Origin of the sequence: Mesorhizobium erdmanii, from assembly GCF_013170725.1 — a bacterium.
Taxonomy (GTDB): Bacteria; Pseudomonadota; Alphaproteobacteria; order Rhizobiales; family Rhizobiaceae; genus Mesorhizobium; species Mesorhizobium erdmanii.
This window is the reverse complement of the sequence record NZ_CP033361.1, coordinates 5977745-5992631: the sequence shown is the minus strand read 5'-3', so window position 1 is coordinate 5992631 and position 14887 is coordinate 5977745. Positions and strand designations below refer to the sequence as shown.

Sequence of the window (14887 nt, the reverse complement as noted above, 5' to 3'; positions counted from 1 at the left end):
GCCCTTACTTTGAGATATTCAGGCTAACCACAAAGCGATCCTCCTGCCGCATGCGGACAAGCTCTTCGACTAACCGGTCCTCGGCCAGGATCGCCAGGCGTTCAGCTGAACCAAGAAAACGGATCGGATCAAATCCATGGGCCGCACAGATTGCCGGTACATCCGCCGCCCGATGATTGCAGCTCGCGGGCGGTCTTCGTCGGTGAGACGGCAGCCCTCTGACTTTGCCAGGCGGCAGCTGCGATGCGCCGGCTGTAGGAGTCCGTGTAACCTCGTTCTGGACGTAACGCTCGCCGATACGCCGGCCAGTCGCAAGAGAATCGGGCGATGATCGGACACTTCCAGGAACCGCTCGATGGTTCGATCGAGCGGGACGATCATGAAATCGCAGCCCAGCGGCACGAGATTGGGCGAAATGAAGACATGGTCGATCAGCGACATCCGATTGTGAATGTGTCAGGGCTCATCTGCAGGCGTGCCAGTTCCCCCGCATAATCGTCATTCGCCGCCTGAGGCCACCGAGATGAAGCTCTTCCTCCCGTTAGAATGAACGTTCGAAACGGAGGATGCCGCCGACACTGCTCTTTTTGTTGGCATTAGCCCAGCTAATGGAAGGGTCGACCTTGCCGACGGCGAAGTCGCCGTAGCGGTCATAGTCGAGTTCGGCTGTAATTGTGAAATCTGCAAAAAACGCATAGGCAACGTTTGCAGCGACACCATAGTTCCTGAGCTGATCACCCGAGAGCTGAAGATTCAACGAAGTTGTCCCATTGAGCTTGTAAGTGGCGCCCGCCCAGAAAGCCCAGTTACCGCCCCAACTTTTGTAGAACCCGCGGCCATGAGCGTCGATTGCGTTAGTGACATCATCGTCGAGCTTGCCGCTGGAGCCGTAGCCGAACATTCCGAATAGCGAGAGTTGGTCGGTAACATCGACGTCGATGCGGACCTTGCCGGCGACCGATTCGTAGTTGCTATCATAAGCGACAACGCCGGTGATCGCGCCCCAGTGTTGTGTGTATTTCACTCCGCCGACTAGGTGCGGAACGTAGCTGTCGATGGTGCCGACCAGGCCCGAGCCTTCTTCGAGTGAAACCACAGCCGAAAAGCCGTTACCGGCGTCAAAGTAGTACTGAACCACATTAGTATCGAAGGCGCCGTACGGGATAAGCATCGGATTGAGCACGTCACCCGCGTAGCCAATAAACACGTCGAAGGCGGACCAGTCCTTGCCAACTCGGAGGCCACCAAGCTGAACCCAGGCGAAAGTCAACGTGATGCCTTGGCTGAATGCATAGTATCGAGCACTATCCGAACCGGAATAGGGGGTGTGCTTGCCGTAATTCATGCGAGTCTCGATGTAGGTCTGCAATGTACCGAGTTCGGTCTCTTGCCCGATCCAAGTTTTGAATGTGAAGCGCGTGTGGTTTTGCCATATGCCCTGGGCCTCGCCAGTCTTCACATCCGTGGTTCTAGCTTGGTCATACGATACGACATCGCCGAGGCCGATGTCGTAACGGACATAGCCGCCGATGCGCAGGCAGGTCTCGGTGCCGGGGATGTAGTAGTAACCAGCGCCGTAAACGTCGCAGATCTTGACGTATTCAACGGGCTCAGGCTCGGCCAGGACGATGGCGTCGGCGGCTCGGGCACAGGAAACAGCGATCAGGGCCGCAGCTGAGCCGAGCAGGAGGCTCCTGATGTTCATTCTTGATCTCCGTTCAAATATTGAAGAAGGGGACGTCAACGAACGAGCCAGCCCTTCCTGTCCCCACAATCGAAAACCATGCACATCGCGCTGCGCCTATCGCAGTGTGACAAACGGATCGTAATAACTATTCAACAACAGGGGCGATGAAGCTGAATCATAATTTCACACGATAAGTTGTTTGTTCTCATATCACCTGATTGAAATGCCCGGGGAGGAATCAAACACTTCCGAGTCGATCGCCATGATTATCTCCGATAGCTGCGGGCATACCGTCACAACGGCTTCGAAAATCACCCCGCAAGTGACGTGCCAACTTCACGACCAAGCTACGATTGACACTCAAGTTTGCCGTCGGACCTTGGTTGCGTTTCCTTTTTTGCTCTGAGGGTCAAGCTGAGCACGAAAAGCAAACGTTTCGGACATGGCTCGCCTGTTCGCTTCGCGACAGTATCGTTCAATGGCGATAGCTTTTGTTTGTTTTGAGCCTCGACATTGTTGACATCATGCGAGTGTACCGCTCGGTACGTCAGCCGAGATGCCCCACTGATGCCGACATGCCTAGGCGTAAGCGTCCTCGTTAGGGCGAAGGGCCACACTTCGGCGGTGGCGAGGTGCACCAGCTTTCCAGCTAGTCCGGACAAAGTGGTTCCGAAAGGCGGGCAGGTCGAGACGAGCCGTTGTAAGCCCCTCTCTGAATCGGAAGCCGTGCATGGGCCATTTTTGTTTTTACGGAAGCACATGCGAATTCGCTCGATCGTCAGTTGCGAGCGATGCTTGAGTTGCGCTTCACTCCGGCGCTTTGCCGGGCCACAGGAGCGCGATTTGTCGGTAATCATGCGCCTGGCGTAGCGCTACTTTCTAAATTGGTTCATCAGGCTTGCAGCCTTGGCAGGGGCGGACCTGGACGGTCTCCTCGAGCACAATTCCCGCTCTGACAGACGGTGCGCCCCAGCCAAAGCCTGAGCGCCTCCCCGAAAATCGGACAGTGACGGAAGCTACGAACTGACGTCTGCTGATCTCCAAGGACGAGGAGATCAGAATATGCGCAAACGCAGGAATCATGACGCGGGCTTCAAGGCTCGCGTGGCGCTAGAGGCCGTGAAGGGCGAGCGCACCGTGTCGGAGTTGGCCGCGGATTATGGCGTGCATCCGACGATGATCCACCAGTGGAAGAAGGCGCTACTTGACGGGGCGGCGGACATCTTCGAGCGGGGCACGAAGAAGACCGCTGAGGTCGACGAGGACACTGTCCGTTCCTTGCATGCGAAGATCGGAGAGCTGGCCGTCGCCAACGATTTTTTGTCACGAAAGCTCAAGCCTTGGGGCGGGAAATGAGACGTGGGATGATCGAGCGGAACCATCCCGTGCTGTCGGTGGGCGCGCAGTGCCGCCTGCTGTCGATCTCGCGGTCCTCGTTCTATTACGAGCCGCAGGGTGAGGCAGAAATGAACCTCGCCCTCATGCTGCTGATCGACAAGCAGTTCCTGGAGACGCCCTTCTACGGCGTGCAGCAAATGACGTGGCACCTGCGGAATGAGGGCCATGCCGTGAACGTCAAGCGCATCCGGCGGTTGATGCGGCTTATGTGCCTGATGCCGATCTTCCAGAAGCCGGACACCAGCAGGCCCGCGAAGGGACACAAGACCTATCCCTATCTGCTGGGCGGGCTGCGGGTCGAGCGGCCCAATCAGGTCTGGTGCGCCGACATCACTTACCTGCCGATGCGCAGAGGCTTCCTCTATCTGGTCGCGATCATGGACTGGTTCACCCGCAAGGTACTGGCCTGGCGCATCTCGAACACGCTGGAGGCCGACTTCTGCGTCGAGGCCCTGAACGAGGCAATCCACCGCTTCGGCCCGCCCGAGATCATGAATACCGATCAGGGCTCGCAGTTCACGTCCTTCGCCTGGACCGACCGGCTGAAGCGGGTCGGGACCCGGATCTCCATGGACGGCAAGGGACGCTGTCTCGATAACATCTTCATCGAGCGCCTGTGGCGGTCCTGAAGTATGAATGCGTCTACCTGCACGCCTGGGAGACTGGGTCGCAGGCCAAGGCAGGCGTCGGTCGCTGGATCACCTTCTACAACTACCAGCGGCCTCACGCAGCCCATGGCGGACAGCCGCCCGCCGTGGTCTACTTCAACAGCATCGAAACCGATCAGCAGGCGCGGAGAGTAGCTTAAACCACCCAGAAATCTGTCCGAAGATCGGGGAGTAGCTCAGCCTCGTGCCGGCAATTAATACGACGAATTCATCGAGATGCCAGGTATCGCTACGTGACGCCGTTTACGCACCAGCCGGCGAGCAAAAGTCTGGTCCCGGCGCCGAATCGACTGGTCGGATGGAGCATGCTGCGTTCCATTGGACGCTGAAGGGAGTAGGAATAGGATAGGATAGTAGGATAGTAGACGGTGTGCGGGAAAGTCTCGACGGGAAACCCATGGCGGTTGTCGCTGACCAGCGCGTGCTCATACCATCGCTGTCCAGCCAAGGCTGAATGGGGCTATCGCTGCGAAATAATCGGACCCAAGCGGACCGGACTGATATAGCGCAAAGACACAGGAGGTGGGGCGGTCGGCGCCGACGCTTATAAGGAATGGCTCAGGAACCTACCGGCTAACGATCCGGCGTCACTCTACTTGCACGTTCCGTTCTGCCGATCAAAGTGCTGGTATTGCGGCTTCCCCACCACCATCACCCGCCATGATGCGCCGATCGTTAATTATCTGGCGGCGCTGCGTGACGAGATACGTTTGATCTCGGAGCACGCGCCGCAGGCGCTGCCCGTGAGTGATGTGCATTTCGGCGGCGGAACGCCAACTCTCATGGGGCCAATTGAGTTCCTTGCCCTGACGGAATTCCTGCGCCGCCACTTTGCGCTTGCGGAAACAGCTACGATCGCCATCGAGATCGATCCACGGACGTTCACGGCCGATATGGCCGAAGCCTTGCAAGCAGCCGGCGTGAACCGCGCGAGCCTCGGCGTGCAGAGCTTCGATCCCATTGTTCAAAAAGCGATCAACCGGGTCCAGAGTGAGGCGCAGACGGCGGCTGCCGTCGAAATGCTGCGTCGGCATGGAGTGACAAGCATCAACTTCGACCTCATCTTTGGTCTCCCGCATCAAACGGTGCAGTCTTGCGTCGAGACCACGAGGGCGGCGGTCGCCATGCGCCCCAACCGGCTTGCGGTGTTCGGCTACTCGCATATTCCGTCCTTTATTAAGAATCAGCGCCTCATCGAGGAGGCATCGCTTCCGGGCAGCGCTGCCCGCGCCGAACAGGATGCGGCCATTGCCGTGACACTGATTGCCGCCGGCTACCGAGAGATCGGGCTCGACCATTTCGCCTTGCCGGACGACGATCTCGCGCTGGCACAGAAAACCGGTCGACTGCGGCGCAACTCGCTGGGCTACTCGGCCGACACCTGCAAAACCCTGATCGGTTTCGGCGCGTCGGCTATCGGGCGTGTCGGCGAGGGCTACGTCCAGAACGAGGTTACACGGGATTCCTACTGCCGGCACATCGCAGCTGGCCGTCTGGCGACGTCAAAGGGCTACCGTCTCACCGACGAAGACCGCGCGCGAGCCGCAATCATCGAGCGACTAATGTGCGATCTCGAGGCCGATGTGCCGGCAATCTGTGCCGCCCACGGATCTGATCCGATCCATTTTCTCGATTCAGCTGAACGCTTGGCGATGCTTGCCAAGGACGGGATTGTGGACATCGAAAAGGGTTTTGTCCGCGTACGGCGGCAGCATCGCTTTGCGATGCGCGTTGTCGCTGCCGCATTCGACGCTTTTCTCGACCGGGTTGCCCGCTGAGTCAGCCAACCAAGTGTGAGGAGGCCAACACGACGCCGAAGCGAAATTTGACGTCCATGCGGTTTCCTTTCTTCGAGGTCAGGATTTCACAGCCGTCGCCGGCGTAGCAGGCCTCAAAGCGGCTTCCCGCCCTCGAAGAAAGCCACGGTGTCGCCATCGATCGTGATCCGCTCGAATTGGTGCGATAGCCGATCTCGTAGTAGGCGTGTACTCATCTGCGCTCTGGTCGCCGCTCTCCACCTTGTAAGCCATGACTGGATCGAGCGTTCCATCGTCAGGAAGGGATAGACCAACTGCCAATCCCGGACCCAAATTCGACAGGGCGCGCTTGCTTGATCTGGTCGTCCTCAAATGTAGATCGGCTGGACCGCGGGATCGTGGCTATATGCGTGATCTTTCTCAGCTGCTTGATCGTGGATGTTGCCGCTCCCTCCGACGGCCACGACGTGGAAGGGCTTGCCCTCCACGGCGATCTCGCCGCTCCTGGTGAACGATCCCGCCGTCACGATATAGGGCTTGAGGGCCGGTCACGACGATGTTGTCCCCTGCCGCGGCGATGCACGGCCGTGCCCGTCCATCGAATAGAGGTGGTGAGCTTGAGCGAGTTGGCGATCTTGCCAGCCACGAAGCTTGGCGTTCTGGTGACGCTCAACAAGGCGACCGCGGCAATGGAACGTGCTGCCAGAGAAGCCGAACCCGTTGAGGCGGGCGGCAAGCTGCGGCCGCGCGTGCAAATCTGTAGGGTCAGGGAACTGTTGAAGGGCAGAAAGCCCACGCTTCCACCTGTCTATGACATTATCTCTGCCGCTGCCGCCCGGCAGGTGGCCGCCGCGGTTGCCAACGCGACAGGAAATACGGGACCCGCCGTCCTTCAAATATTCCATCGCCGGCAGCGGACAGAAAACCACGAACGATCAGTCGCCGACACCTGTGAGCAAGCCGTGTGCGACATTGCAATCATCCATTTATTGGCTCAACTGCCCACATGGCCGTGAATGAACTGGATTTGTTGGTTTTCCAGATGGCAGTGGAAAGCGTCCGCTCACTCTGCTTGAGCTTCAATGACAAAGCGGCGGAAATAGCTGCGAGGAGCCGCGGCAACCTGCTTTTCGACGTGCGGAACGATGATGACGCCGAGGTTCAACGGCTCGCAGCCATCCGATATCGAGGCGGCCAGATTGGTGTGCTGGCGTTGGACAGACAAGGCCTTATTAGCCGCTACTGCGTCGTCGACGGTACCTTCTCCCGCTTCATTGCACCGTTGGAGAATTGGACCAGCATGCCGGTGTCAATGCAGGCCAAAATCGATGTCACTCACCATGCCGGCCTCTTCCTAGGCGCAATGCGAAATGCCGGTCATATGCTTGGCGACTAGCGCTGGCGGAACGCATCTGTGGATCTTTGCATCTGCCTGGGCGTTTGAGCCGGCGGCTCATCGAGGTTTTGCAGCGCGCGGATGTGCCACGGCCGGGGTGATAGCCGCCTCTGCCCAACAGATCGCTGGCGAGGGCTTGTCGGACAATGAATGTCGTCAATTCACCGTCCGAGAAATGGTGTCTGGCTCACAAAAAGCACAGCGAATTGAGACTGAAACGCAGTCCAGCTGGGAACCCAGCGCGAAGGCCGGAAGGTAACTTATCTGCGATAGAGGCAACGGGAAGGCGCCTTCCACTTATAAGGCAGTGCCCAATATGTCGGTGCTTGCCTGAGGAATTCCCATGGCGGGCAGGGCTACCTCGCGATCCGATCTCGATAGGCTTGTTGTACCTCAGACCGGACTCGATGTTCAGAATTTCCTCAGCGGCTTGCCTGCACGCCACCGCCAGCTCCCCGACCACGTGCTCACGATAGGCACGACCGATATGAGTCCCCTCCGAAATAGCATTCCTCGGGAATGCGCGAATATTGATACACCTCGAAGGAGAGCAACGGCGCGCCAAACAGCCTCTCATCGCACCAAGTCGTACATAGGGCGCATTCCTGTTCCGGCCGTCCCGGGCGATGCTCGATCCATCTCTCCAGAACAGCGGAGCAAGCCAGTGACGCCCACGAAGCTTCTGATTGGGCAGATCGCCATTGTGTTCGCCATCGTTCTCCTCGGCGTGTGGGCTGCCACGCAATGGTGCGCTCATATGCTAGCCTTTCAGGAACAACTCGGCGCGCCATGGTTTGTCGCGGCTGGATGGCCGATCTACGAGCCGTGGAAACTGTTGGAATGGTGGTTCCAATTCGATGCCTATGCGCCCGAGGTATTCGACAAGGCGGGCATGCTTGCGGGCGCCAGTGGATTCATGGGCTGTGCCGCTGCGATCGCTGGTTCCCTCTGGCGCGCGCGCCAGCGCGGCTTGGTCACCACCTATGGCTCCTCTCGATGGGCGGTGACGCGGGAGATCGAGAAAGCAGGGCTGTTTCAGCCGGCAGGCGTCTTCCTCGGCAAACTGAAGGACCGGTATCTGCGTCATGACGGGCCTGAGCACGTCATGGCCTTTGCGCCGACACGTTCCGGCAAGGGCGTCGGACTGGTTGTCCCAACCCTTCTCTCCTGGTCCGGCTCGGCCGTCATTCACGACATTAAAGGCGAGAACTGGCAGCTGAGCTCCGGCTGGCGGTCGAGGTTCTCGCATTGCCTTTTGTTCAATCCGACTGATCCGCGATCGGCCCGCTACAACCCGCTGCTGGAGGTACGCAAAGGTTCGGACGAGATTCGCGATGTCCAAAACATCGCTGACATTCTAGTCGATCCGGAAGGCGCGCTGGAAAGGCGGAATCATTGGGAGAAGACCAGTCATTCACTTCTGGTCGGCGCTATCTTGCACGTGCTCTACGCCGAAGAGGAAAAGACTCTTGCCCGCGTCGCCACCTTTCTGTCGGACCCGCAACGCTCGTTTGCTGCGACTTTGCGGCGAATGATGACGACCAACCATCTCGGCGCGGCCAATAAGCCTCAGGTCCATCCCGTCGTGGCCTCGGCGGCACGAGAGGTGTTGAACAAATCGGAGAACGAACGTTCAGGCGTCCTCTCGACCGCCATGTCTTTTCTCGGCCTCTACCGTGATCCGACCGTGGCGGCGGTAACATCGGACTGCGACTGGCGCATTGCCGATCTGATGGATGCGGAGTGGCCGATGTCGCTCTATCTGGTCGTGCCGCCATCGGACATCTCGCGCACCAAGCCCTTGGTGCGACTGATCCTGAACCAGATCGGCAGGCGGCTGACGGAGCGCCTCGAGGGTGACCCAAAGAAGAGCCGCAAGCATCAACTGCTCATGATGCTGGATGAGTTTCCGGCGCTCGGTCGCCTCGACTTCTTTGAGACCGCACTCGCATTTATGGCCGGTTACGGAATTCGTGCCTACTTGATCGCGCAATCGTTGAACCAGATCTCCAAAGCGTATGGCGACAACAACGCCATTCTGGACAACTGCCATTTGCGAATTGCCTTTTCCTCCAATGATGAGCGCACGGCCAAGCGAATCTCGGACGCGCTTGGCACGGCCACGGAACTCAGATCCATGCGCAACTATGCGGGCCACCGGCTGGCACCTTGGCTCTCGCATGTCATGGTCAGCCGCCAGGAAACCGCCCGCCCGCTGCTGACACCGGGCGAGGTGATGCAATTGCCGCCCGCGGACGAACTGGTGCTGGTTTCGGGATTGCCCCCCATCCGGGCCAAAAAGCTGCGATACTATGAGGACCACAATTTCACCGAGCGGGTGCTGCCTTCGCCGGTGTTGCGCGACGGACCCTACGCGGACTGCCCGATGTCGCGGCCGGACGATTGGACTGGGCAAGTACGCGGCGTCGACCGTCGTCTTGCGTCTGACGATGAAAGCGCTGGCGCCGCGCTTGCGGACGAGGGAGGTGTTCAGCAGCAGCGCCATCCTGGCCTACCCGAAGAACATACCGCCGTCACCCAGGAACCGGACCAGGACGATCTGTCCAGACCCGCAGACGATGATAGCGAGGCGATGGCGGACAAACGCGTCATGGACCGGATCTCCACCGTCGCAGGTGCCTATGGCGTCAACGAGGGAAGGGGTGATGACAAGGATATCGTCCCCGGCTTCTGAACGCTTTCCGCAGCCCGGGCGTATCTCAGCGTAGATAACGGCCGTAAGCAATTTTGGGCATCTCGATAATGCTTGTTCCGCCGCCGGCCCGCCAGCGCCGGCCAGTTGGAACAAGCGCATGAAGCCCCACCGCATTCGTCACCAGTTTCTGCTCGAACCGGAATTGAGCGAGAAGCTGGACAACCTCAGCCGCGATCCCTCGACCACAAAATCCGCGGTCGTCGCGAAGGCCGTAGAAGCTTTCATCGAGCGGCGTGGCGAGAATGAACTCGATCGGCGCTATGGCATGAGGCTGGACCGTCTTTCCCGCGACCTCACTCACGTCAGGCGCGATGTCGAGATGACATTGGAAAGCTTGGCGCTCTTCATCCGCTTTTCGATCACGCTTCATGCCCACACGCCTGTTCCGGACAAGGCGACGCAAGCGATTGCTCAGGAGCGTTTCGACAAATTCGTCGAGCAGGTCGGTCGCCAGATCGCATCGGGGAAACGCTCGCTTGGCAAAGACAATGGCGGAGGAGGGGAAGGATGAGCGCTCATCCAGAGGCCGACCACCGACGCCGCGCCATGCTGCGCACCGCCATGGGTCCGACGATCACTGAGGCGCTGGCCGATCCATTGGTCATCGAGGTGATGGTCAATCCCGATGGTGCGCTGCGGCTCGACCGGCTGGGAGAAGGCCGAATCGATACGGCCGTGCATATGCATCCTTCCGAGGCGGAACGCATCATCCGCCTGGTCGCTTCCCACGTGCGTGCCGAGGCGCATGCGGACAATCCGATTGTCAGCGCCGAGTTGCCATCGGGCGAACGCTTCGAGGGACTGCTGCCGCCTGTCGTGCTGGCGCCTTGCTTTGCCATCCGCAAACCAGCCGCAATGCTCTACACGCTGGCCAACTATGTTGCGGATCGCATCATGTTGCCGCTGCAGGCCGATGCGTTGATAAAGGCAGTCCGAGAACGGCGCAACATCCTTGTCGCCGGAGGCACGTCGTCGGGTAAGACGACACTTGCCAATGCGCTGCTGGCCGAAGTCGCCGAATGCGACGAGCGAGTGATCCTCATCGAGGACACCCGCGAACTGCAATGCGCAGCAAAGGACTGCGTTGCCCTGAGAACCAGGCGGGGCTCGGTCACACTCGCCGATCTCGTGCGCTCGACGCTCAGGCTCCGCCCCGACCGCATCATCGTCGGTGAAGTCAGGGGCGCGGAAGCGCTGGACATGCTCAAGGCATGGAACACCGGGCACCCCGGCGGCATCGCCACGGTTCATGCCAATTCGGCGCGCTCTGCCCTCTATCGCATCGAGCAGCTTGCACAGGAAGCTGTCGTCACCGTGCCGCGCCGCCTCATCGCCGATGCCATCGATCTCATCGTCTTCATCGCGGGGCGCGGCTCGTCGCGCCGCATCGATGCAATCGCTGAGGTCACAGGTCTCGACGGCAGCGGCGACTACGCCGTCACCCCACTCACGCCTCCGCAACTCCAGCAACTTTGAAAGGCCCCCTTATGCGTAAGAAGCTCCGCTTTCTTTCGTTTGCCGCGCTCGCGTTTCTTCTCACAGTTCCGGCGCACGCTGCCGGCTCCGGCATGCCTTGGGAACAGCCGCTGCAGCAGATCCTGGAATCGGTGCAGGGACCGGTCGCCAAAATCGTCGCGGTGATCATCATCATCACCACCGGCCTGACCCTTGCCTTCGGCGATACTGCAGGCGGTTTCCGCCGGCTGATTCAGATCGTCTTCGGCCTGTCGATCGCCTTCGCCGCATCGAGCTTCTTCCTCTCGTTCTTCTCCTTCGGCGGCGGGGCGCTCGTCTGATGGCCGCCGGAGTGCAACATATCGAGGGCTTCGAGGTTCCCGTTCACCAGGCATTGACTGAACCGATCCTGCTGGGCGGCGCGCCGCGGGCGGTGGCGATCCTCAACGGCACGGTGGCTGCGGCCATCGGACTAGGCTTGCAGCAATGGATTGCCGGGCTAGTGCTCTGGCTTGGCTGCCACTCGCTCGCGGTCTTTGCCGCAAGGCGCGATCCCGACTTTGCCAGCGTGCTTGTCCGTCACCTTCGCCTGAGCGGATGGCTCGCATGCTGAACCTTTCGGAATATCGCGGCAAGGCCGACCGGCTTGCCGACCACCTGCCCTGGGCAGCACTGGTGGCGCCCGGCATCGTGCTCAACAAGGACGGCAGCGTTCAGCGGACTCTTCGGTTTCGCGGGCCCGATCTGGAAAGCGCGACCGAAGCCGAACTCATCGGCATCTGCGCCCGGGCCAACAATGCGCTTAGACGCCTTGGCTCCGGCTGGACATTGTTTTTCGAGGCCGAGCGTATCGAAGCGCTGGGCTATCCGTCCTCGCGTTTCCCGGACGCGGCGTCATGGCTGGTTGATGAAGAACGGCGTGCTGCTTTCGAGGGCAAGGTCGCGCATTTCGAGAGCCGCTATCACCTGACCTTGCTGTCCATGCCGCCACCGGACGCCCAGGCGCGGGCGGAAAGCGCGCTCGTCGACTCGCATCATTCAGAAGGCGAAAGAGACTGGCGCCAGGAGATGGCGCGGTTCCGTGACGAGACCGACCGTGTGCTGGATCTTCTGTCGGGCTTCATGCCCGAAGTGCGTCTGCTCGATGACGCCGAGACGCTGACATACCTGCACGACACGATCTCGACCCGCCGCCATCCGGTCGCCGTGCCGGAAACGCCGATGTATCTGGACGGCATCCTGGTCGATGTGCCGCTTACCGGCGGCTTGGAGCCGATGCTGGGTGAGCAACATCTTCGCACACTTACCATCCTCGGCTTTCCGAACCTCACCCGGCCCGGAATCCTCGATGCCCTCAATCATCAGGATTTCGCCTATCGCTGGATGACGCGCTTCATTCCGCTCGGCAAGACCGAGGCCACCAAGACGCTGACCCGCTTGCGCCGGCAATGGTTTGCCAAGCGCAAATCGATGGTCGCAATCCTGCGCGAGGTTGTAAGCAACGAACCCGTTCCGCTCGTCGACAGCGACGCCGACAATAAGGCGCTCGACGCCGATGAAGCACTTCAGGCGTTGGGCGGCGATCATATCGGCTTCGGGTATCTCACTGCAACGGTGACGGTATGGGACGAGGATCGCCAAGCCGCCGCTGAGAAACTTCGCGCGGTCGAGCGCATCATCAATGGGCTCGGGTTCACCACCATCCGCGAAAGCGTCAATGCGGTCGAAGCCTGGCTCGGCTCGCTGCCGGGTCATGTCTATGCCAACGTTCGTCAGCCGCTCGTTCACACGCTGAACCTTGCCCATCTCATGCCGCTTTCCTCGGTGTGGGCCGGTCCTGCGGCGAACGAGCATCTGGCTGAAGTCACTGGACGAGAGGCCCCGCCGCTCCTGATCGCCGAAACCAGCGGGTCGACTCCGTTCCGGCTTTCTTCCCATGTCGAAGATGTAGGCCACATGCTGATCGTTGGACCGACCGGCGCCGGAAAATCGGTGCTGCTTGCCCTGATCGCCCTGCAGTTTCGTCGCTATGCCGGCGCGCAGGTCTATGTCTTCGACAAAGGCAATTCGGCGCGCGCGGCAACGCTCGCCATGGGTGGAGAGCATCATGTCTTGGGTTCGGACGGTGCGCTTGCCTTCCAGCCTCTGCGCAATATCGGTGATCAGGGTCGGCGCAGCTGGGCAGCTGAATGGATCGCCGGCCTGATTGCCCATGAGAACGTCGCCCTCACGCCGGAGGTGAAGGAGGCGATCTGGTCGGCGCTCAACAGCCTCGCCACCGCGCCGGCGCAGGAGCGCACGCTGACCGGTCTGTCGGTCCTGCTTCAGTCCAATGCACTGAAGTCCGCCTTAATGCCCTACACGCTCGACGGTCCCTTCGGCCGATTGCTCGATGCCGACGACGATCGGCTGGCCTTGTCGGATGTGCAGTGCTTCGAGACCGAGGAGCTGATGCATAGCCAAAGCGCTGTGCTGCCTGTGCTCACCTATCTCTTCCATCGCCTTGAGGAGCGGTTCGACGGGCGACCGACGCTGCTCATGCTCGATGAGGCCTGGGTCTATCTCGACAATCCGCTTTTTGCTGCCCGCATCCGCGAATGGCTGAAGGTGCTGCGAAAGAAGAACGTATCGGTGATCTTCGCCACGCAGTCGCTTGCCGACATCGCCGGCTCTGCAATAGCGCCGGCGATCATCGAGAGCTGCCCACAGCGCATTTTTCTCCCCAATGATCGTGCCGTGGAACCGCAGGCACGGACTGCCTATGAGCGCTTCGGTCTCAACAACCGGCAGATTGAACTGATCGCCCGGGCCACGCCGAAGCGGCACTACTATTTGCAGTCGCGCTGCGGCAACCGTCGCTTCGAGCTCGGGCTCGGCCCCATCGCGCTTGCACTTTGCGGCGCCTCGGGTCCAGCCGCGCAAAGCCTGATCGACAGGGTCCTGTCCGAGCACGGGCAGGACAGCTTTGTCTTTCGCTTCCTCGGCGCCTGCGGCCTGGATTGGGCGGCCGAGCTTCTCCAGCAATTCCCTCAACCAACCAAGGAGCAATCGTCATGATGCGGCGCCGCTTTCTCTCGGGCCTGATCACCCTTTCGTTGATCGCCAAGCCGATGGCCGACTACGTGCAGCCGGCCTACGCGCTCATCGTGTTCGATCCGTCGAACTACGCACAGAACGTGCTCACGGCGGCGCGCTCGCTGGAGCAGATCAACAACCAGATCCAGTCGCTCCAGAACCAGGCGACCATGCTGCAGAACATGGCACGCAATCTTCAGAGTCTGGATTTTTCTTCCGTGGGTCAGCTTACCGGCTCGCTCCAACGGATCGACGGTCTGATGGACCAGGCAAGTGGCCTGAGCTTTGATCTCAACAAGCTTCAGGACCAGTGGCGTAATCAATATCCGGAAAGCTACGACGCCACGATCAAGGTCAGCGATGTAGCGAGCGCCGCACGTGACCGCTGGCAAAACGCAATGCAGGCATTCCGTCAGACCATGGGTGTTCAGTCGCAGATCGTCGAGAATGTTCGCGGTGATGGTGACCTGCTTGCCGATCTCGTCAACCGCAGCCAAGGCGCGGCCGGTGCGCTTCAGGCAAGTCAGGCCACTAACCAGCTCCTTGCGCTTTCGACCAAGCAGCAGATGCAGATCCAGACGCTGCTCGCAACGCAGTTCCGCGCTGAGGCCGAGGATGCGGCGCGCAAGGCGCAGTCCGAGGAGGCCGCGCGCGAGACGACAAAGCGCTTCCTCGGCACAGGCACGGCCTATCCCGGCAACTGATCACCAATCTCTTGACGACGAGGAAGGCGGC

At 60.3% G+C, this 14887-nt stretch carries 10 protein-coding genes and 3 pseudogenes; 11 read left to right on the top strand and 2 right to left on the bottom strand.

Annotated elements, in window-relative coordinates; translation table 11 throughout:
• Positions 1-4: 4 nt before the first annotated feature.
• Together EB233_RS28855 and EB233_RS28850 are read right to left on the bottom strand one after the other, a co-directional pair.
• Positions 5-301 (bottom strand): annotated as a pseudogene (locus tag EB233_RS28855) (coproporphyrinogen III oxidase); the annotation flags it as partial.
• Positions 302-541: 240 nt separating this feature from the next.
• A complete protein-coding gene (locus EB233_RS28850) occupies positions 542-1705 on the bottom strand; it encodes a porin (protein WP_064987378.1) in 1164 nt (387 codons plus the stop codon).
• A gap of 1044 nt (positions 1706-2749) precedes the next feature.
• Here EB233_RS28850 and EB233_RS28845 point away from each other — a divergent pair.
• The 11 genes and pseudogenes from EB233_RS28845 to trbJ all read left to right on the top strand — a co-directional run bounded on the left by EB233_RS28845 (position 2750) and on the right by trbJ (position 14856).
• Positions 2750-3893, top strand: a pseudogene (locus EB233_RS28845) (IS3 family transposase).
• A gap of 387 nt (positions 3894-4280) precedes the next feature.
• Positions 4281-5531, top strand: a pseudogene (gene hemN, locus EB233_RS28840) (oxygen-independent coproporphyrinogen III oxidase); the annotation flags it as partial.
• Positions 5532-6127: 596 nt separating this feature from the next.
• A complete protein-coding gene (locus EB233_RS28835; protein ID WP_155249078.1) occupies positions 6128-6526 on the top strand; it encodes a hypothetical protein in 399 nt (132 codons plus the stop codon).
• The gene (locus EB233_RS28830; protein ID WP_027046536.1) at positions 6517-6906 is read left to right on the top strand and encodes a hypothetical protein; all 390 of its coding nucleotides are present in this window, start codon (positions 6517-6519) and stop codon (positions 6904-6906) included. The genes EB233_RS28835 and EB233_RS28830 overlap by 10 nt, the downstream gene beginning before the upstream one ends.
• Before the next feature lie 664 nt (positions 6907-7570).
• Complete coding sequence (locus EB233_RS28825) at positions 7571-9601, top strand: conjugal transfer protein TraG (RefSeq protein ID WP_027046537.1); 2031 nt, start codon at positions 7571-7573, stop codon at positions 9599-9601.
• Positions 9602-9719: 118 nt separating this feature from the next.
• Complete coding sequence (locus EB233_RS28820) at positions 9720-10133, top strand: CopG family transcriptional regulator (RefSeq protein WP_019856544.1); 414 nt, start codon at positions 9720-9722, stop codon at positions 10131-10133.
• The gene (gene trbB / locus EB233_RS28815) at positions 10130-11098 is read left to right on the top strand and encodes a P-type conjugative transfer ATPase TrbB (protein ID WP_019856545.1); all 969 of its coding nucleotides are present in this window, start codon (positions 10130-10132) and stop codon (positions 11096-11098) included. Before EB233_RS28820 ends, trbB begins: the two co-directional genes overlap by 4 nt.
• Before the next feature lie 11 nt (positions 11099-11109).
• Positions 11110-11418, top strand: a complete 309-nt coding sequence (locus tag EB233_RS28810) for a TrbC/VirB2 family type IV secretion system protein (RefSeq protein ID WP_010914020.1) — start codon at positions 11110-11112, stop codon at positions 11416-11418.
• Positions 11418-11690, top strand: a complete 273-nt coding sequence (locus EB233_RS28805; RefSeq protein WP_064987379.1) for a VirB3 family type IV secretion system protein — start codon at positions 11418-11420, stop codon at positions 11688-11690. The genes EB233_RS28810 and EB233_RS28805 overlap by 1 nt, the downstream gene beginning before the upstream one ends.
• Positions 11684-14134, top strand: coding sequence for a conjugal transfer protein TrbE (gene trbE / locus EB233_RS28800; protein ID WP_064987380.1), 2451 nt, complete (start codon positions 11684-11686; stop codon positions 14132-14134). Before EB233_RS28805 ends, trbE begins: the two co-directional genes overlap by 7 nt.
• On the top strand, positions 14131-14856 hold the full coding sequence (gene trbJ / locus EB233_RS28795; protein ID WP_064987381.1) for a P-type conjugative transfer protein TrbJ: 726 nt from the start codon (positions 14131-14133) through the stop codon (positions 14854-14856). Before trbE ends, trbJ begins: the two co-directional genes overlap by 4 nt.
• Positions 14857-14887: the final 31 nt, after the last annotated feature.